General features: G+C 45.6%; 18 protein-coding genes. 7 read left to right on the top strand and 11 right to left on the bottom strand.

Annotated features, from left to right (window positions below):
• Nucleotides 1-78 precede the first annotated feature (78 nt).
• Genes E0D71_RS06755 through E0D71_RS06770 form a run of 4 tightly spaced genes read left to right on the top strand, consistent with a single transcriptional unit; the run spans nucleotide 79 to nucleotide 3,853 of the window.
• A complete protein-coding gene (locus E0D71_RS06755) occupies nucleotides 79-990 on the top strand; it encodes a branched-chain amino acid ABC transporter permease LivH (RefSeq protein ID WP_133002549.1) in 912 nt (303 codons plus the stop codon).
• Nucleotides 991-2,265 carry a high-affinity branched-chain amino acid ABC transporter permease LivM gene (livM, locus tag E0D71_RS06760; protein ID WP_133002550.1) on the top strand — a complete coding sequence of 425 codons (1,275 nt, stop codon included), beginning with the start codon at nucleotides 991-993 and terminating at the stop codon, nucleotides 2,263-2,265.
• Complete coding sequence (locus tag E0D71_RS06765; protein ID WP_133002551.1) at nucleotides 2,262-3,143, top strand: ATP-binding cassette domain-containing protein; 882 nt, start codon at nucleotides 2,262-2,264, stop codon at nucleotides 3,141-3,143. The genes livM and E0D71_RS06765 overlap by 4 nt, the downstream gene beginning before the upstream one ends.
• Nucleotides 3,140-3,853 (top strand): ABC transporter ATP-binding protein, encoded by a 714-nt coding sequence (locus tag E0D71_RS06770; RefSeq protein WP_133002552.1) that lies wholly within the window; start codon nucleotides 3,140-3,142, stop codon nucleotides 3,851-3,853. The genes E0D71_RS06765 and E0D71_RS06770 overlap by 4 nt, the downstream gene beginning before the upstream one ends.
• Before the next feature lie 96 nt (nucleotides 3,854-3,949).
• Here E0D71_RS06770 and E0D71_RS06775 read toward each other — a convergent pair whose 3' ends face one another.
• The 5 genes from E0D71_RS06775 to glnA all read right to left on the bottom strand — a co-directional run bounded on the left by E0D71_RS06775 (nucleotide 3,950) and on the right by glnA (nucleotide 9,320).
• Nucleotides 3,950-4,507, bottom strand: coding sequence for a Sua5/YciO/YrdC/YwlC family protein (locus tag E0D71_RS06775; RefSeq protein ID WP_133002553.1), 558 nt, complete (start codon nucleotides 4,505-4,507; stop codon nucleotides 3,950-3,952).
• 142 nt (nucleotides 4,508-4,649) lie between these two features.
• Entirely contained in the window at nucleotides 4,650-5,030 is a 381-nt protein-coding gene (locus E0D71_RS06780; RefSeq protein WP_133002554.1) for a DUF3461 family protein, read from the bottom strand.
• Nucleotides 5,031-5,189: 159 nt separating this feature from the next.
• A complete protein-coding gene (ntrC, locus tag E0D71_RS06785; protein ID WP_133002555.1) occupies nucleotides 5,190-6,623 on the bottom strand; it encodes a nitrogen regulation protein NR(I) in 1,434 nt (477 codons plus the stop codon).
• Complete coding sequence (gene glnL / locus E0D71_RS06790; RefSeq protein ID WP_133002556.1) at nucleotides 6,620-7,705, bottom strand: nitrogen regulation protein NR(II); 1,086 nt, start codon at nucleotides 7,703-7,705, stop codon at nucleotides 6,620-6,622. Before glnL ends, ntrC begins: the two co-directional genes overlap by 4 nt.
• A 208-nt stretch (nucleotides 7,706-7,913) precedes the next feature.
• Nucleotides 7,914-9,320, bottom strand: coding sequence for a glutamate--ammonia ligase (glnA, locus tag E0D71_RS06795; protein WP_133002557.1), 1,407 nt, complete (start codon nucleotides 9,318-9,320; stop codon nucleotides 7,914-7,916).
• Between the two features lie 336 nt (nucleotides 9,321-9,656).
• Here glnA and thiI point away from each other — a divergent pair, with 336 nt between their 5' ends.
• The 3 genes from thiI (at nucleotide 9,657) to dtd (ending at nucleotide 13,803) form a co-directional block, all read left to right on the top strand.
• Complete coding sequence (gene thiI, locus E0D71_RS06800) at nucleotides 9,657-11,111, top strand: tRNA uracil 4-sulfurtransferase ThiI (RefSeq protein WP_133002558.1); 1,455 nt, start codon at nucleotides 9,657-9,659, stop codon at nucleotides 11,109-11,111.
• A gap of 262 nt (nucleotides 11,112-11,373) precedes the next feature.
• On the top strand, nucleotides 11,374-13,194 hold the full coding sequence (gene typA, locus E0D71_RS06805; RefSeq protein ID WP_133002559.1) for a translational GTPase TypA: 1,821 nt from the start codon (nucleotides 11,374-11,376) through the stop codon (nucleotides 13,192-13,194).
• Between the two features lie 174 nt (nucleotides 13,195-13,368).
• Complete coding sequence (gene dtd, locus E0D71_RS06810; protein WP_133002560.1) at nucleotides 13,369-13,803, top strand: D-aminoacyl-tRNA deacylase; 435 nt, start codon at nucleotides 13,369-13,371, stop codon at nucleotides 13,801-13,803.
• 91 nt (nucleotides 13,804-13,894) lie between these two features.
• Here the strand turns inward: dtd and tatC are convergent, their stop codons facing one another.
• The 6 genes from tatC to ubiE are packed head-to-tail and all read right to left on the bottom strand — an operon-like array spanning nucleotide 13,895 to nucleotide 18,102.
• A complete protein-coding gene (gene tatC / locus E0D71_RS06815) occupies nucleotides 13,895-14,653 on the bottom strand; it encodes a twin-arginine translocase subunit TatC (protein WP_133002561.1) in 759 nt (252 codons plus the stop codon).
• A gap of 21 nt (nucleotides 14,654-14,674) precedes the next feature.
• Nucleotides 14,675-15,115 (bottom strand): Sec-independent protein translocase protein TatB, encoded by a 441-nt coding sequence (gene tatB, locus E0D71_RS06820; protein ID WP_133002562.1) that lies wholly within the window; start codon nucleotides 15,113-15,115, stop codon nucleotides 14,675-14,677.
• Nucleotides 15,116-15,118: 3 nt separating this feature from the next.
• Nucleotides 15,119-15,340: a Sec-independent protein translocase subunit TatA gene (tatA, locus tag E0D71_RS06825; RefSeq protein WP_133002563.1), complete on the bottom strand. Its 222-nt coding sequence runs from the start codon at nucleotides 15,338-15,340 to the stop codon at nucleotides 15,119-15,121.
• Between the two features lie 12 nt (nucleotides 15,341-15,352).
• Nucleotides 15,353-15,685: a phosphoribosyl-ATP diphosphatase gene (locus E0D71_RS06830; protein WP_133002564.1), complete on the bottom strand. Its 333-nt coding sequence runs from the start codon at nucleotides 15,683-15,685 to the stop codon at nucleotides 15,353-15,355.
• A gap of 16 nt (nucleotides 15,686-15,701) precedes the next feature.
• Nucleotides 15,702-17,345 (bottom strand): ubiquinone biosynthesis regulatory protein kinase UbiB, encoded by a 1,644-nt coding sequence (ubiB, locus tag E0D71_RS06835; protein ID WP_133002565.1) that lies wholly within the window; start codon nucleotides 17,343-17,345, stop codon nucleotides 15,702-15,704.
• A 1-nt stretch (nucleotide 17,346) separates the two neighbouring features.
• Nucleotides 17,347-18,102 carry a bifunctional demethylmenaquinone methyltransferase/2-methoxy-6-polyprenyl-1,4-benzoquinol methylase UbiE gene (gene ubiE, locus E0D71_RS06840; RefSeq protein ID WP_133002566.1) on the bottom strand — a complete coding sequence of 252 codons (756 nt, stop codon included), beginning with the start codon at nucleotides 18,100-18,102 and terminating at the stop codon, nucleotides 17,347-17,349.
• Nucleotides 18,103-18,127: the final 25 nt, after the last annotated feature.

Here is an 18,127-nt window from a genome sequence, read left to right on the forward strand (position 1 = left end):
TTAATTTAGTTCATTACTCGCCGATGTTCAGTGCATCGGCGAGTTGTTCTTCGATTTACATTTCCGCGAGGTTATACGATGGATATCGTTCTCCAGCAGTTGGTCAACGGCCTAACTCTTGGCTCGGTTTATGGGCTTATAGCGATCGGCTACACCATGGTGTACGGCATTATTGGCATGATTAACTTCGCCCATGGCGATGTTTACATGGTTTCTGCTTATCTCACTGCCATTTCAATCGCACTGCTTACTTTCTTTGGCGTGCAATCTTTTCCTTTCATTATTTTTGGTGCGTTAATCTTTACGATTGTGATTACCGGAGCCTATGGGTGGGTGATAGAGCGTGTTGCCTATCGACCATTACGTAACTCTAGTCGTCTTTCTGTGCTGATCTCTGCGATCGGTATGTCTCTTATTCTGCAAAACTACGTACAGCTTAGTCAGGGGCCTAACCAACAAGGTGTGCCTACCTTATTAAGTGGTGCCTTCCGCTTCCATATTGGCGATGGATTCGTCCAGATCACCTACATGAAATTATTGATCTTGCTGATCGCATTCACTGGTATGGCGGTACTGACTTATATTATTCAGAAGACAAAGCTGGGCCGCATGTGTCGTGCGACTCAACAAGACCGCAAGATGGCTTCTATCTTGGGCATTGATACCGATAAGGTTATTTCTTCTGTGTTTGTCATTGGTTCCGCGATGGCTGCGCTGGCTGGCGTGTTGGTCACGCTCGATTATGGCGCGTTTGATTTCTATATTGGTTTTATTATGGGAATTAAAGCCTTTACGGCTGCGGTGCTCGGTGGCATTGGTTCCTTACCTGGGGCAATGTTAGGAGGCATTATTTTAGGTCTTTCTGAATCCTTGTTCGCTGGTCTAGTGAGCTCTGATTATAAAGACGTGTTCTCTTTCTCTTTGTTAGTGCTCATTTTGATTATTCGTCCAAGTGGTCTTCTAGGCAAACCAGCAGTGGAGAAAGTATAAATGAGTCAAACAGCAGGTATGAATTATAAGCAATGCTTCACTGATGCCGTTGTTGCTGCATTGATGGCGTTGGTGGTGTTTGGCCCCATTATGGGGGTCGTTCTTGACGGCTATAAATTTGATATCGACTTTCAGCGGGTGGCGGTGATTGTCTGCGTTGTCTTTGTTGGCCGCTTTATTATGTCTTACTATTTTCAAACCGAAAAAGGTAAGGCAATGATCTTTAAATACGCCAGCAACCATGATGGCGTAACGGTGAATCCTCCGCATTTTAAATCTAAAATGATTTGGGTAATCCCTGTGGTCATGGTGATCGGTTTTCTGATTCCCTTTATTGCGTCTAAGTACATCTTAACGGTAATGATTTTAGGCTTGATTTACGTCCTACTAGGGCTTGGCCTTAATATCGTTGTTGGCTTAGCGGGTTTGCTGGACCTTGGCTTTGTGGGTTTTTACGCCATCGGTGCTTATGCACTGGCTTTGGGCTATGAAAATCTGGGTCTAGGGTTCTGGTCGATGCTACCGATTGCAGCGATAGCCGCCGCGTTTGCTGGCGCCATACTGGGTTTTCCGGTGTTGCGGATGCACGGTGACTATTTGGCGATTGTGACCCTGGGCTTTGGTGAAATCATTCGCTTGGTGTTAACCAACTGGGTGTCCTTGACCCACGGACCTAATGGTATTTCTGCGCCACTACCAACCTTCTTTGGGCTGGAGTTCAAGCGGCGATCCGCAAGCGGTGAGACCTTCCATGAGTTCTTTAATTTGCCCTACGATTCTGGCTACAAATACATGTTTATCTATTTGGTGCTGTTTGCTGTGGTTTGGGCGGTTCTGTTTATCAAGCATCGCTTGGTTAAAATGCCCATTGGCCGTGCTTGGGAAGCGCTGCGAGAAGATGAAATTGCGTGTCGTTCTTTAGGTTTAAACCATGTTTTAGTTAAGTTATCTGCCTTTATGTTGGGCGCTTCTACCGCCGGTTTGGCTGGGGTGTTCTTCGCCACTTATCAAGGCTTTGTTAGTCCATCCTCGTTTACTTTCTTTGAATCAGCATTGATTCTCGCGATTGTTGTACTCGGTGGCATGGGGTCAACACTGGGTGTGGTTATTGCCGCGTTCTGTTTGACCGTATTGCCTGAGATGTTAAGGGAAGTGGCCGAATTCCGAGTGCTGTTGTTCGGTATCTTGATGGTGGTCATGATGATTTGGAAACCTCGCGGTCTCGTTCGTGTGACTCGAAATGGTTTTGCTGCGAGAGAAGGGGCGGTTAAATGAGCCAAGAAAACATCCTTAAAGTAGAAAACTTGGTCATGCACTTTGGTGGTATTAAGGCCCTTAATGATGTGACCTTTGATATAAAACGCGGCTCAGTATCGGCTTTGATTGGGCCTAATGGAGCAGGTAAAACAACGGTATTTAACTGTCTGACAGGCTTTTATAAGGCCACGGGAGGCAACATCATGTTGTCTGCCAACAACAAAGAAACCAGTGTGATCAAAGTGTTAGGTGAACCTTTTAAAGGCACTGACTTTATTTCACCGGTGGCGTTTTTTCAGCGCTTAAAATACAAAATGTTTGGCGGCTCACATTTGGTTAACCGTGCAGGTTTATCAAGAACCTTTCAAAACATTCGTTTATTTAAAGAAATGTCGGTGGTAGAGAACCTATTGGTGGCTCAGCACATGCGCGTCAATCGCAACCTATTGGCCGGCATTTTGAACACTAAAGCCTATCAACTCGCAGAAGAAGAAGCGCTAGAACGTGCTTTTTATTGGCTAGGGGTTGTTGATCTAGTGGACTTTGCGAACCGTTTAGCGGGAGAGCTTTCTTATGGTCAGCAGCGTCGCTTAGAAATTGCTCGGGCCATGTGTACTAATCCAGAAATAGTGTGTCTCGATGAGCCAGCCGCTGGCTTAAACCCGTCGGAAACCGAAGCCTTAACGAAAATGATCCGTGTTTTGCGAGACCAGCATAAGACCACCGTCTTATTGATTGAGCACGATATGGGCATGGTGATGGATATTTCGGATTATATTGTTGTTCTTGATCATGGTGAAGTGATTGCCGATGGCGGTCCTGATGATATCAAGAGTAATCCAAAAGTAATTGCCGCCTATCTCGGGGCAGAAGAAGGCGAGGAGGTGACCCTATGACAACCTTGATGGAATTTAAAGAGGTGGATGTCCATTATGGTCCAATCCAAGCGTTAAAAAAGGTATCGTTAACGATAGATGAAGGTGAAATTGTCACCATGATCGGTGCCAATGGCGCCGGTAAGTCGACTCTACTGATGTCTATTTTTGGCCAGCCACGTATTTCGAGCGGTGAGATTATTTACCGTGGAGAAGACATTTCGCAAAAGTCTGCCCATTATGTGGCGTCTCATGGGTTGGCTCAATCACCAGAAGGACGGCGTATATTTCCGAGCATGTCGGTCGAAGAGAACCTATTGATGGGGACAATTCCAATTGGCATGCAGTATGCGAATGAAGACATGAAACGTATGTTTGAGCTGTTTCCACGCTTGGAAGAACGCCGCAATCAACGGGCGTCGACCATGTCTGGTGGTGAGCAACAAATGTTGGCCATTGCTCGGGCGTTAATGAGTCGTCCTAAGCTGTTGTTGTTGGACGAGCCGAGTTTGGGGCTTGCGCCTATTATCGTGAAGCAAATCTTTCAAATCTTGAAGGATGTGGCCAGCACAGGTATGACGATTTTCTTGGTAGAGCAAAACGCCAACCACGCATTGAAACTGGCGGATCGTGGCTATGTGATGGTAAACGGAGAAATTCGTTTGACTGGCACAGGGGCTGAGTTGTTGGTGAATCCAGAAGTGCGAGAGGCGTATCTAGGCGGACATTAATTCGCTCAAGTTACTGACTTAGAAATAAAAAATGGCGAACTCTATGGATTAGGGTTCGCCATTTTTATTGCTGTTGAGCACTGTGTTAACAGGGCATTAAGCGCGAAATAAGGTGTCGCTTATTAAGTCTTTCACTTGCGAAGGCTGCAGGCTTTCTCCAAGAGGAGCATCGTAAATCGCATCAACCCCATCGCCAAAGTAAGCCATAACTTCTTCTTTCGACATGGCAGGTTCGAGCCCAGCAGGGTTTGCCGAAGTGGAGACAAGAACACCGTCGAAGGCATCGCATAATGCCTGAACTGGCGCATGTTGCGACAGACGAATGGCCACGCTGGCGTGTTGTCCACGGACCCATTCTGGTGCGATGTGAGTGTCTGGAACTACCCAAGAAGTCGGTATAAGCGTGCGACTGGTGAGTCGTGTTGCCGATTCTGCGCTCAGTGTTTTTGTCCAAGGAAGAAGGTGGGAGGCGTTGCTCGCAACCAAAATTAGGCCTTTTTCCATGGCGCGTGATTTCAGAGACAGAATCTTTTTGACTGCAGATTCGTTGAATGGATCACAACCTAAACCCCAAACGGCTTCCGTTGGGTAGGCAACAACACCGCCTTGACGCATGATGTCGGCGAGTAGTTCAGGGGAATGTATCAGTTTCATGGAAGATCACTCAGACAGGAAGAGGAAAATTGTCAGAGGGAATTTTAAGGGTATTTCTTATGAGGAGCTAGAAGGGAAGGCCGATTAACAAAAATTAATCAGCCCAGAGTCCAACTAGATGACTTGAAAGAGCATCAATCGCTTATTTTAGCGCTTTGATTTTTTCTTTGATGTCAGCAATTTTACTTTCCATGACTTTTTCTAGATGTTCTAACTCAACAATTAGATCATCTTTAGAAACTTTGATTTCATGTTGTTTACCGACAATCTGCTCAAGTTCTTCTAACGCACGAACCACAATTAAAGAAGGTTCTTGTACTTGGCGGTAAGTTTGTTGTCCGCCATCGGCTAATACGGTTTTGGTTGATCGGCCGAATTTAAACTTTTTACTTTTTGGCAGTAGAGAGCCTTTTTCACGACGATAATATACTTTTAAAACATCTTGTCCATTTTCATATCGAAGGGTAAATTTTTCGATATTTTCTGTACTGGTGATGCCCATAGATTCAAGCGTTGGATGCATAACAAGGTCCTATTTAGTGTTTGTATAATACTTAGTTAAGTAGTATGGGATTGTTATGTTTAAAAGCAAGGGTAAAGCAGAAGAAAATTGAGATGACGCAGGAAGCCGGTAATTAATTACCCGCCTTCATTTTCCTGCAATCATCTTTTAGTAGAAGCGTTAATCTTCTTCTTGTTCGGTATTATCTATGCCGAGTTCTTTTATTTTTCGGGTCAGCGTATTGCGTCCCCAGCCCAATAATAAAGAGGCGTCGCGACGGCGCCCTGCAGTATGGGCTAATGCCGTTTCAATCATAATGCGTTCAAACTTTGGCACCGCTTGTTCTAAAATGCCTTTTTGACCACTGGCTAAAGCGCTGTCTACCCAGTTTTTCAGCGCTTCTTCCCAAGAGCCAAAAGGCTGCTCGCTCGGAGTTGCTGAGAGTAACTCTGGCGGTAAATCTTCTACTAGGACTTCACGTCCCGATGCCATAACAATCAACCAGCGACAGGTGTTTTCGAGCTGGCGCACGTTGCCAGGCCACTCCAGTCGGGTGAGGTAGTTTTCGGTTTCTTTGGTCAGCAGTTTGGGTTCTACCGCCAGTTCTTCGGCAGCACGGCTTAAAAAGTGTCGTGCCAGCTTAGGAATATCTTCGCGTCGCTCTGCTAATTTTGGTAAATGAATGCGGATCACGTTTAGGCGGTGAAATAAATCTTCACGGAATGAGCCTTTTAGCACCAAGCCTTCAAGGTTTTGGTGAGTCGCCGCGATAATGCGCACATCGACTTTTACTGGTGTATGGCCCCCCACACGATAGAACTCACCGTCGGCTAATACACGCAGTAGTCGAGTTTGTGTTTCCGCTGGCATATCGCCTATTTCATCTAGAAACAGTGTGCCACCATTGGCTTGCTCGAATCGTCCGCGGCGTTGTGTGTTGGCGCCAGTAAAAGCGCCTTTCTCATGGCCGAATAATTCGGATTCGATTAAGTCATGGGGAATCGCCGCCATGTTCAGAGCGATGAAAGGGTTAGCCGCTCTTGGGCTGTGGGTATGCAGAGCTTGAGCGACAAGCTCTTTACCCGTACCGGACTCACCATTAATCAGTACAGTAATATTGGAATTGGCAAGACGACCGATGGCACGGAATACCTCTTGCATCGCTGGCGCTTCACCAATGATGTCCTTGTCCACTTGTGTTTCTATTTCTTCGACTGGCTCGTCGAGGCTTGGCATGGAGTTTCTGTGGTGCAAAATAGCGCGTTTTACCAAGCTGACGGCTTCTTCGACATCAAACGGCTTTGGTAAGTATTCAAACGCGCCGCCTTGATATGAGGCCACCGCACTTTCTAGGTCAGAATGCGCCGTCATGATAATCACTGGCAAATGAGGATGGTCGTTTTGCAGCTTGTTGAGCAGAGTTAAGCCATCCATGCCCGGCATACGAATATCACTGATGATCGCACTGGGTTGTTCATGATCAATAATGTCCACCAGGGTTTCAGCGGATTCGAATAAGCGACACTGGATGCCCTCTTGTTCTAGGGTTTTTTCCAGTACCCAACGAATCGATCTGTCATCGTCTACAATCCATACTGTTTCTTGTGGTGTCATGTGTTTTTCTCCTTGCCTGGGACGATCGTCTCAATGGGCATTAATATATTAAATTCTGTGTTTTGTGGTTGGCTATGGCACTCGATAATTCCGTTGTGCTGATGGATCACGGATTGTGAAATCGAAAGTCCAAGCCCAGTGCCATCGGCTCGGCCACTAACCATTGGGTAAAATAGGGTTTTTAATAAGGGCTCAGGAATGCCAGGGCCATTATCAATAATGCTGATTTTGCACACCAAACGATGGCGTTTTGCGCCAATGGTGAATTGTCGTAATGCGCGGGTGACGAAGCGAATTTGTTTCTGGTGATTGTCTTCTTGCTCTAATAAGGCCTGCATTGCATTACGGGACACGTTCAACAAGGCTTGAATAAGTTGAGATTCGTCTCCGATAATGTCTGGAATACTTGGGTCATAATCCCGGATGATCTCAATTTGCCCGTCTGACTCCACTTGAATAAGCTGCTTTACTCGCTCAATAACTCGGTGAATATTGAGTTCTTTGGTTTTAGGTAACTGGCGAGGTCCTAATAAGCGGTCGACTAGATCGCGAAGGCGATCCGATTCTTCAATAATCACTTGGGTGTAATCTTTTAGTGCTTCATCCGTGAAAGCTCGGCTGATCAGTTGTGCCGCGCCACGGATGCCACCAAGTGGGTTTTTAATTTCATGGGCTAGGTTGCGCACCAATTCTTTACTGGTTTGGTGGTTGGCAATGAGTTCGTCTTCTAGAGAAATTCGTTTCATACGATCTCTAGGGTAAAGCTCGATAAGCAAGCTATCTGTGGTATTAATGGCGCCGATAACAGGCGTTACTGTGTAATCGCAAAATAGCTTTTTCTCATTCGCCATCTCTACTTCCGCTTCCCGCTTGGTAAAGGGGTGCCCAGATTCAATGGCAGAATACAAAGACGCGACGCTGTCTTCATCCTCTCGGAATACCGCACCTAAGTCTTGGCCGTAAATGCGTTTGCGGCTCACTTCGAGCAGCATTTCGGCAGCAGGATTTAAGTATTCAATAATTAGCTCGCGGTTTACTTGCACCACAGCCGTTGATAAACGATCTATTAATAAGCTATACACAGTCGTGCCTCTTTAGTGACTCTTATTGACTGCAAAATACGAACCAACAATGAGTTCTTAATAAGATTGATTTAATTGAGTATTTTCAATGCTTGGAAAGACATTGTGCTTCATTTTGGTGCAACTATAAATGTGTGTTTTTTTAGAGGGCAAAAAAAAGCCCCAAATAGAATCGGGGCTTTTCGTTAGTCATGTGCGACTTTTACTATTACAAGCTGTAGTAAAGTTCGAACTCAAGTGGTGTTGTTGTCATTGCAACACGTTGTGCATCACCAGATTTAAGTTCAATGTAAGCATCGATCATCTCATCAGAGAATACGCCGCCTTGAGTCAAGAATTCGCGATCTTCGTTTAGGCAAGAAAGCGCTTCTTCTAGGCTGCTAGCTACTTGAGGGATGGCTAGCGCTTCTTCAGCTGGTAGGTCGTACAAATCTTTGTCTGCTGCATCGCCAGGGTGAATCTTGTTTTTGATACCGTCGATACCAGCCATCAACATTGCTGAGAATGCTAGGTATGGGTTAGCGGTTGGATCAGGGAAACGCGCTTCAATACGCTTGCCTTTAGGGCTTGCAACGTATGGGATACGGATAGAAGCAGAACGGTTACGTGCTGAGTAAGCTAGCATAACTGGTGCTTCGAAGCCTGGAACAAGACGCTTGTAAGAGTTAGTTGAAGCGTTAGTGAACGCATTCAATGCTTTAGCGTGCTTGATGATACCGCCAATGTAGTAAAGCGCCATATCAGATAGACCAGCGTACTGATCACCAGCGAATTGGTTTTCGCCGTCTTTCCAGAAAGATTGGTGAACATGCATACCAGAACCGTTGTCACCAACGATTGGTTTCGGCATGAAAGTCGCTGTTTTGCCGTAAGCGTGTGCCACGTTATGGACACAGTACTTAAGGATTTGAACTTCATCGGCTTTCTTAACGAGAGTGTTGAATTTCACACCGATTTCGTTTTGACCAGCCGTCGCTACTTCGTGGTGATGAACTTCGATTTCTAGTCCCATGGATTCCATTGCGCCACACATTGCGCCACGTAGGTCATGGTGAGAGTCAACTGGTGGTACTGGGAAGTAGCCGCCTTTTACGAAAGGACGGTGACCCATGTTGCCGCCTTCAATCTTCTTGTTAGAAGACCAAGCTGCTTCTTCAGAGTTGATTTCTACTGTTGAACCAGACATGTCTGTTTTCCAGCGAACATCATCAAAGATGAAGAATTCAGGCTCAGGACCGAAGAATGCTGTGTCGCCAAGGCCTGTTGCTTTTAGGAACTCTTCAGCGCGAAGTGCAACAGAGCGAGGGTCGCGATCGTAACCTTGCATAGTAGAAGGCTCGATGATGTTACAACGAACAATCAAAGTAGGCTCTTCAGTGAAAGGGTCAACAATTACTGTGTCATCCTGAGGCATCATGATCATGTCGGATTCATTGATGCCTTTCCAGCCAGCAATGGAAGAACCGTCAAACATTTGACCATTTTCAAAAAACTCTTCGTCTACAGTTGAAGCTGGAATAGACACATGCTGCTCTTTACCTTTGAAATCGGTAAAACGAAGGTCAACCCACTTCGCGTCGTGCTCTGCAATCAAAGCAAGGGTCTTGTTTGACATAGTTGGTTCTCCAAATAATTAAAACGAAATTTCTTCCGACATAGTATTTAAAATTGCTTCAAGGTGAAGCGCTATTGCTAGATTACTAAGCACAAGCTGTGCCAGAAGTTTGGGCGTTCAATTAAATCCTTATATAACAGCAAGATAGAAAAATATCGCCCTATGAGCGCGCACCTACATAGCCCCAATAGAGGTCAATATAAAAAGTTTTGTGCTTCTTTGGTGCGATTTAATATTTTTTGCGTCATATTGGTGCGAATATATTGTTTTCGTCCGCTTTGGCTTTTCTTTATAATGTGCCCCGTTTTTAATTACCTGGCATGCAACGCATTCTCTATGAAATTTATTGTTAAGTTTTTCGCTGAAATCACCATCAAAAGTCGTCCTGTACGAAAGTCATTCATCAAACAACTTCGTCAGAACATAAAGCTAGTGCTAAAAAAGCACGATGCTGATGTGGTGGTCGCAGGCAATTGGGATTTCATCGAGGTGTTGTCTGAGCGTGATGATCTTCGTGACGACTTTATTGACGCGCTCTCTAATATAGCCGGTATTGCGCATTTTCAGTTTGTGCGTGAATTTCCTCTGGTGGATCTTGACGGTATTATCGATGAAGCCTTGGTCTCTTATGGCGATGTCCTAAAGGATGCGGTGTTTGCGGTGCGCGTTAAACGTGTTGGTAAGCAGCATGATTTTAGTTCTGTTGAAGCAGAGCGTTATATTGGTGGTTGCCTAAAAGCAAAGTCCGGTGCTCACAGCGTGCGTCTAAAAGACCCTGATGTATTAGTGCCCATCGATATTCGTGACAACCGTGTATGGATGATTGAGAAACGTGTAGAAGGCTTGGGCGGTTACCCGATTGGCTCTCAAGATTCTGTGCTGTCATTAATGTCTGGCGGTTACGATTCCACGGTCAGTTCTTATCTGACCATGAGCCGCGGCTTAAAAACGCATTTTTGTTTCTTCAATCTAGGGGGCGATGCCCACGAAATTGGCGTTAAGCAGGTGTCGAGCTTCCTTTGGGAAAAGTACGGCTCTGGCTTGAACGTAAAATTTGTCACTGTACCGTTTGAAGAGGTAGTGGGTGAAATCCTCACTAAGGTCGATAACGCTGAAATGGGCGTTATCCTCAAACGTATGATGCTGCGTGCCGCAACACAAGTCATGGAAGGCGTAAACGCCAAAGCCTTGGTAACAGGGGAAAGTGTTGCGCAGGTTTCCAGCCAAACCTTGATTAACTTAAAAGTGATTGATCAAGTCACCGACGAATTGGTGTTGCGCCCTTTAATCACCACCAACAAGCAAGAAATCATTGATAAAGCCATCGACATTGGTACCGCGCCTTTTGCGGCCAGCATGCCAGAGTTTTGTGGGGTGATTTCGGTAAAACCGACAACGCGAGCAAAAATGCATCGTATAGAGCGTGAAGAAGCGAAATTTGACTTTGCTGTGCTAGAAAAAGCGGTAGAGGAAATGCGCGTGATGTCGATCCAGAATGTAATGGACGACGTGGATAAGCAATATCAAGGGGAAGTGCCAGAAGTGCGCATGCCTGTTGGTGATGAAGTTATCATCGATATTCGTCACCCAGATGAAGCGATGAAGCGTCCTTTGAAAGTCAGTGGTCGACCAGTTAGAGTCATTCCGTTTTTCGCACTGGATTCTCAGTGGAACGACCTAGAACCTGATGTCATGCATCTGTTGTATTGTGGTAAGGGCGTAATGAGCCGAATCCATGCTTCCTACTTATTAGGCAAAGGACATTCCAACGTTGGGATTTACTTGCCGTAGAAAATGACGAACAAAGTGGTCTGTTTATTGCCTAGTGAATTCTGGGCGTAAATAGAATTTGGCCATGTTTTTTGCGCTGGTCAAATACCCTTCGAAGATTATTTGTTGACTTTTTTAGTTAGTTTAATGGGATCTTAACGAATATAAGGGTACAATTGCGCGAATTTTACCCCGTACTGAGATCCAACGCGCTTGTAGAGCATAGCTGCTCGAGCCAAGCAGCGATATATCTTTTTGCCTACGCTTAATGCAGAGAATTAAAATGTCTAATGATATTAGTAAGTTACGCAATATTGCCATCATTGCGCACGTTGACCATGGTAAAACTACCCTAGTTGATAAACTTTTGAGCCAATCAGGTACTCTTGATCGTAAAGATGAAGGTTCCGAACGCATCATGGATTCCAACGATCAAGAAAAAGAACGTGGTATCACCATTTTGGCGAAAAACACGTCTATCAAGTGGAATGATTACCGCATCAACATCGTAGACACACCTGGACACGCCGACTTCGGTGGTGAAGTGGAACGTGTACTATCTATGGTCGATTGCGTATGTCTATTGGTTGATGCTGTTGACGGCCCAATGCCGCAAACACGTTTCGTAACCTCTAAAGCATTTGAGCAAGGTTTGCGTCCTATTGTTGTTATCAACAAAGTTGACCGTCCTGGCGCTCGTCCTGATTGGGTTATGGATCAAGTTTTTGATCTGTTTGATAACCTTGGTGCAACGGAAGAACAATTAGACTTCCCTGTTATCTACGCTTCTGCAATCAACGGTCAAGCTGGTACTGATCCAGATAACTTGGCAGACGACATGACGCCACTGTACGAAATGATCGTAGAAAGCGTTCCTGTTCCTGATGTTGATCCAGAAGGTACTTTCCAAATGCAGGTTTCTGCATTGGATTACGACAGCTATGTTGGTGTTATCGGTGTAGGCCGTATCACACGCGGTAGCTTGTCTCCTAACCAACAAGTGGTTGTAAAATCAGCGGATGGTAAAGAGCGTAAAGGTAAAGTACTAAACGTGAAGGGCTACCATGGTCTATCTCGTGTTGATACAGACAAAGCCTCTGCTGGTGATATCGTATGTATCAATGGTATCGATGGTCTAAGTATTTCTGATACTTTGTGTGATCCTACTTGTGTTGAAGCGCTTCCAGCATTGTCTGTAGATGAGCCAACAGTAAGCATGACTTTCATGGTAAACGACTCTCCGTTTGCTGGTAAAGAAGGTAAATACATCACCACTCGTAACATCAAAGATCGTCTAGACCAAGAGTTGATCCACAACGTTGCATTGCGTGTTAAGCAAGGCGACACGCCGGATAAATTCATTGTATCTGGTCGTGGTGAGCTTCACTTGTCTGTATTGATCGAAACAATGCGTCGTGAAGGCTTCGAAATGGGTGTATCCCGTCCTGAAGTTGTTATCAAAGAAATTGACGGTGTTAAATCTGAACCATTTGAAATGGTAGTAATCGATGTTGAAGACCAACATCAGGGCGCTATCATGGAAGAAGTTGGCCTACGTAAAGGCGAACTAACAAACATGGAACCAGATGGCAAAGGCCGTACACGCCTTGAGTTCATGATGCCATCACGTGGTTTGATCGGTTTCCGTGGCTTGTTCCTAACATTGACGTCTGGTTCTGGTATCTTGACGAGTGTGTTTGATCACTACGGTCCAGTGAAAGACGGCGAAGTTCAAAGCCGTAAAAACGGTGTATTGATCAGTATGTTGACTGGTAAAACAGCCGCTTACTCTTTGTTTAACTTGCAAAGCCGTGGTCGTATGTTCCTAGGCCATGCGGTTGAAGTTTACGAAGGTCAAGTTATCGGTATTCACTCACGTGATAACGATTTGTCTGTTAACCCTGTTAAAGGTAAGCAGCTGACTAACGTACGTGCTTCTGGTACGGATGAAGCTTTGACTCTTACGCCACCGATTCGCCAAACGCTAGAACAAGCGCTTGAGTTCATCGAAGACGACGAATTGGTAGAAGTAACACCAGAAAGCATTCGTGTTCGTAAGAAATTCCTAACTGAAAACGAACGTAAACGTAACGCTCGTAAGTAAGACATCGCCATTCTTTAATGAGCGGCTCACTCGAGTCGTTTCAAAAGAGCAGCAGCAAATGGGGTCACGCAAGTGGCTCTATGAGCGACATAAGCGCCTTCGGGCGCTTTTGTTTTATCTGGGGTTTGGTGATACTTAAGCAAAGCGAACATAGCCGATGAAAAGGAGTGCAGAGTGAAAGTTTTAGTGCAGCGAGCGTTGAATGCTAGCGTCATGGTGAGCGGTGAGGTGATTGGTGCGATTGATCATGGGCAGCTTGTTTTGGTGGGGATCGAAAAAGGCGACACAGAGCAGGATGTGCAGCGTCTAGCGGATAAATTGCTAAAATACCGTATGTTTTCTGATCAAGATGGAAAGATGAATTTGAATGTGCAGCAAGCGGGAGGCGGTATTTTATTGGTGTCGCAATTTACTCTGGCGGCTGACACCAAGAAAGGTCTTCGTCCTGGCTTTTCCACAGCGGCGGTTCCCGCTGAGGGTGAGCGCTTATTTAATGATTTTGTGGATAAAGTGCGCTCACAGTACGATCGCGTTGAGACAGGCCGCTTCGGTGCTGATATGAAGGTGTCCTTCACAAACGATGGCCCTGTTACCTTTATGCTGGATTAGGCCCTGTATGTGGCAAGCAGCGAAGCATAAAAAAAGCGGCTGTGGAAAACTCGCCGCTTTATTAACAATAGTATTCTCTTCTCAGTCGGTATTAACTTGCCTCTGAGACCTCTTCAGCGTCCTCTTCTTCTCTTTTTACCGTTCTCCCTGCCAGTAGGCCTAATTCAAATAGCATCCACATAGGAATGGCCAGCAATGTCTGAGAGAAAATATCAGGAGGCGTAATTAACATGCCCACGACAAAGCAACCGAGAAACACATAAGGGCGTTTTTTAGAAAGTGTTGCCACAGTCGTCACGCCAGCTTTGACCAATAAATAGGTGGCCACTGGAATTTCAAAAGTCACACCGAAGGCGAAAAATAGTTTAAGGACAAAGTTTAGATAGTTGTTGATGTCCGTCATGACGGTAACGTCACCTGGCCCTACTGTGGTGAAAAAGCCAAAAATCAGCGGCAGCACAACATAGTAAGCAAACAGTACACCGCCATAAAATAACACTATGCTGGAAATGAGCAGCGGGATGGCAATTTGCTTTTCGTTTTTATACAAAGCGGGGGCAATAAAAGACCAAGCTTGATACAGGGTATAAGGAATCGACAGCAATACGGAGATGGCAAAGGTCAACTTCAACGGCGCTAAAAAGGGTGAGGCGACTTCGGTTGCTATCAAGGAGCTGCCTTTGGGCAGTAGCAATCTTAAAGGCTCAGAGACGATCATATACAGGTCGTTAGCGTAAAAATAGAGACCAATAAAAATCACTAAAACCACGACCACAGATTTTAATAATCGATTTCTGAGTTCTATTAAATGGGCAACAAGTGGCGCTTGGGAAGAAGAATCAGTACTCATAGTTAACAATCTGCCAGTAAATTAAGAACGAGATGTTTCAGTAGTATTGGTGTCTGACTTGGTGGTTTTTTCAGTGCTGTCTCCGGTAGGAGTCACAGGCTGGATGGCGGCGTCGTTTTTGTCGCTAACCTCTAAAACCGTTTCATTGGGTGTGACTAGATCGGCTTCTTGAATGGGTTCGTCTGGCTTGTCGACCGGCGCAGATTCTGGCAAAGGCGTGATTCTATTTTGAATGTCGTTGCCTTCTTTCATGATGCGCTGATTCGTTTGAGCGATGTTTTGTTGCAGTTCTTCTTGGTCCAGCTGGGCGTTAATTTCGCGCTGTACTGAGCTAATGGAGCGACGAATTTTACGAATCCAGAGACCCGCAGTTTTGGCCGCGGTAGGAAGGCGTTCTGGGCCAAGAATAATCAAGGCCACCACGAAAACAACTAATAGTTCTGAGAAGCCAATATCGAACACAGGTTAAGCGCTCTTGTCGTCTTTTTTAGTTTCTGAATCAATGACTTTGTTTTGTGCTGTCTTTGATTCGCCTTCGGCGTCATCTTCTTTGTTAACGGCTTCTTTAAAACCTTTAACCGCACCACCTAAATCACCGCCGAGGTTTTTGAGTTTTTTGGTGCCAAAGATAAGAATTAAAATGGCCAACACAATAAGTAATTGCCAAATACTGATACCACCTAACATGTTTACATACTCCTATTTGGTGCGATTCGCTTTCTCTTCTAAACCAGATAAGTCGAAACGGCGTGCTAATTCATTTAAAACGTCATCCGGACCTAAATCAAGGTGGGATAACATGACCAATGTATGAAACCATAAATCCGCCGTTTCGCTAATTACCTCAGATTTGTCTTGAGAGATCAGGGCGTCTTTTGCTGCGATAATGGTTTCGGTGCTTTCTTCGCCTACTTTTTCGAGTATTTTATTTAACCCTTTAGCGTGCAAGCTGGCAACATAAGAGGAATCTGCCGCCGCTGTTTTACGTTCTTCTAAAGTGGCAGCAAGTTCAGCTAATACATCAATTTTCATTATAATCTCACGAATGTTACGGTTTTAATATCAATAAGTATAAACCAATCAAAAAGAGCGAAATGCTCAAAATGTCGGCACTTTGAAGGTGTTTTAACGAATCTGGACTGATTGTTAGCCAAGCAGCGCCAAGACTGACAAGGCCTAAAAGCCTGAACGGCAGGCCACGGCGAGTCTTTTTCACCTCTTTGCTTAGTTCAAGAATGGCCGCGGTTTGTGTTTGCATGCGCTCTTCTTGGTGGGATATTTGCGTTAGTGCCGAGAAAATCAAATTAGGAATTTTAGGCATTTGTCCTGCCCATTCCGGTGCTTGTTTTCGCACCTCTTCTAGTAAGCGTTTTGGCCCCATTTGTTGGTGCATCCAGCGTTCTAGGAAAGGTTTTGCTGTGACCCATAAATCCAAGTCTGGGTACAGTTGACGCCCCAATCCTTCGATATTAAGCAGTGTTTTTTCAAGCAGTACCAGTTGCGGTTGTACTTCCATATTAAAGCGGCGTGCGGTTTGGAATAAGCCTATGAGTACCTGACCAAAAGAAATGTCTTTGAGTGGTTTGGCAAACATGGGCTCGCAAACGCTGCGAATGGCGGATTCAAAAGCATGAACTGGGGTTTCTTTTGGTACCCAGCCGCTTTCTACGTGCAACTCGGCAACAAGGCGATAATCGCGTTGGAAAAATGCCAACAAATTACGCGCTAAATAGTTTTTGTCTGCGTCATCTAGGCTGCCCATGATGGCGCAATCAATCGCAATGTACTTGGGTTTTTGTGGGTTTGATACATCCACAAAAATATTCCCTGGGTGCATGTCTGCGTGAAAGAAACTGTGCGAGAAAACTTGGGTGAAGAAGATCTCTACACCGCGTTCTGCAAGGCACTTCATGTCTGTGCCAGCGGCGTTTAACGCCTTAATGTCAGCGACAGGAATGCCTGAAATGCGTTCCATCACCATGACATTTTTCTGGCAGTAGTCCCAATACACTTGCGGTACGTAAAGCAATTCAGAATCGGTAAAGTTACGTTGCAATAGCCCAGTGTTAGCGGCTTCTTTGGCAAGGTCTAGCTCGTCTAAAATGGTGTATTCGTAATCGGTCACCACTTCGACGGGTCTTAAACGGCGACCGTCTGAGCTGCTTTTGGCAACAAAGTGAGCCAAGGTATACAGCAAGCCAATGTCTTGGCGGATGGTTTTCTCGATGTTGGGGCGAATAACCTTTACCACCACCTCTTCCCCTGAATGCAGGGTCGCGGTATGGACTTGGGCAATGGAGGCTGACGCCAATGGCGTGGCAGAAAACTCGGCAAAGAGTTCGCTAACCGGGGCTTTAAGATCGCGTTCGATAATCGCTTGCGCAGTGCTACCGGAGAAGGCAGGTACCTTGTCTTGCAGCTTGGCCAGCTCATCGGCTATGTCATCGTCAAGGAGGTCGCGGCGAGTCGATAGAATCTGTCCGAACTTAACGAAGATGGGGCCGAGGGATTCAAGGGCTAAGCGAAGGCGTTCGCCTCGATTCTTGATCACTCTTTGTCTGCCTATTTGACACAGCATACCGACGGTGTAACGCAAGTACCAAGGCAGCTTGTCAAAGGGAATGAGTGCATCAAGGCGGAAGCGTAGCACGGTAAAAATGATACGCGTTAAACGAAAGACGCTTCTTAACATATTAGAATTTAAATCCTTTATGTAGGGCTACAATGCCGCCAGTCATGTTTTGGTAGCTGGTGCGTTCAAAACCAACGTCATCCATCATGCCTTTTAGGGTTTCTTGATCAGGGTGCATGCGGATCGATTCAGCCAAGTAGCGATAGCTTTCTGCATCATTGGCAATCACCTTGCCCATGAAAGGCAAAAGACGGAATGAATAATGATCGTAGATCTGGGACAGGGCCTCAGATTCTGGTTTGGAGAATTCCAACACTAATAAGCGGCCACCCGGTTTAAGCACTCGGTACATGGATGCCAAGGCTTTGGATTTGTCTGTGACGTTACGTAGTCCAAAAGCAATGGTGATGCAGTCGAAGGTGTCATCGGGGAAAGGCAGCGCTTCGGCATTGGCTTGCACGAATTTCACATTGCCAACAACGCCGTGATTGGCCAGCTTATCGCGACCCACTTTTAGCATGGAGTCATTGATGTCAGCGAGAATGACTTGTCCTTCGCTGCCGACCAAACGAGAAAATTTCAATGTTAGATCACCGGTGCCACCAGCAATGTCGAGGACTTTGTTGCCTGCTCGGACACCCGATTGACTGATGGTGTGGCGCTTCCACAGACGATGTACACCACCTGACATTAGGTCATTCATAATGTCGTATTTTGCGGCTACCGAGTGAAACACATTGGCAACGGCCTGTACTTTTTCATCAGTAGGGATTTCTTTAAAGCCAAAGTGGGTGGTTTTGTTCTGATCGTCTTGCATAAATTACTTCATCCTAAGGGCGCCA

Source organism: Marinomonas sp. KMM3893, from assembly GCF_004352855.1.
In the GTDB taxonomy this organism is placed as follows: Bacteria; Pseudomonadota; Gammaproteobacteria; order Pseudomonadales; family Marinomonadaceae; genus Marinomonas; species Marinomonas arenicola.

Excerpts from the sequence above, each read along its gene's own strand:
- E0D71_RS06755 (WP_133002549.1), top strand. The coding sequence starts at position 79 with ATGGATATCGTTCTCCAGCAGTTGGTCAACGGCCTAACTCTTGGCTCG.
- livM (WP_133002550.1), top strand. The coding sequence starts at position 991 with ATGAGTCAAACAGCAGGTATGAATTATAAGCAATGCTTCACTGATGCC.
- E0D71_RS06765 (WP_133002551.1), top strand. The coding sequence starts at position 2,262 with ATGAGCCAAGAAAACATCCTTAAAGTAGAAAACTTGGTCATGCACTTT.
- E0D71_RS06770 (WP_133002552.1), top strand. The coding sequence starts at position 3,140 with ATGACAACCTTGATGGAATTTAAAGAGGTGGATGTCCATTATGGTCCA.
- E0D71_RS06775 (WP_133002553.1), bottom strand. The coding sequence starts at position 4,507 with ATGAAACTGATACATTCCCCTGAACTACTCGCCGACATCATGCGTCAA.
- E0D71_RS06780 (WP_133002554.1), bottom strand. The coding sequence starts at position 5,030 with ATGCATCCAACGCTTGAATCTATGGGCATCACCAGTACAGAAAATATC.
- ntrC (WP_133002555.1), bottom strand. The coding sequence starts at position 6,623 with ATGACACCACAAGAAACAGTATGGATTGTAGACGATGACAGATCGATT.
- glnA (WP_133002557.1), bottom strand. The coding sequence starts at position 9,320 with ATGTCAAACAAGACCCTTGCTTTGATTGCAGAGCACGACGCGAAGTGG.
- thiI (WP_133002558.1), top strand. The coding sequence starts at position 9,657 with ATGAAATTTATTGTTAAGTTTTTCGCTGAAATCACCATCAAAAGTCGT.
- typA (WP_133002559.1), top strand. The coding sequence starts at position 11,374 with ATGTCTAATGATATTAGTAAGTTACGCAATATTGCCATCATTGCGCAC.
- tatC (WP_133002561.1), bottom strand. The coding sequence starts at position 14,653 with ATGAGTACTGATTCTTCTTCCCAAGCGCCACTTGTTGCCCATTTAATA.
- tatA (WP_133002563.1), bottom strand. The coding sequence starts at position 15,340 with ATGTTAGGTGGTATCAGTATTTGGCAATTACTTATTGTGTTGGCCATT.
- E0D71_RS06830 (WP_133002564.1), bottom strand. The coding sequence starts at position 15,685 with ATGAAAATTGATGTATTAGCTGAACTTGCTGCCACTTTAGAAGAACGT.
- ubiB (WP_133002565.1), bottom strand. The coding sequence starts at position 17,345 with ATGTTAAGAAGCGTCTTTCGTTTAACGCGTATCATTTTTACCGTGCTA.
- ubiE (WP_133002566.1), bottom strand. The coding sequence starts at position 18,102 with ATGCAAGACGATCAGAACAAAACCACCCACTTTGGCTTTAAAGAAATC.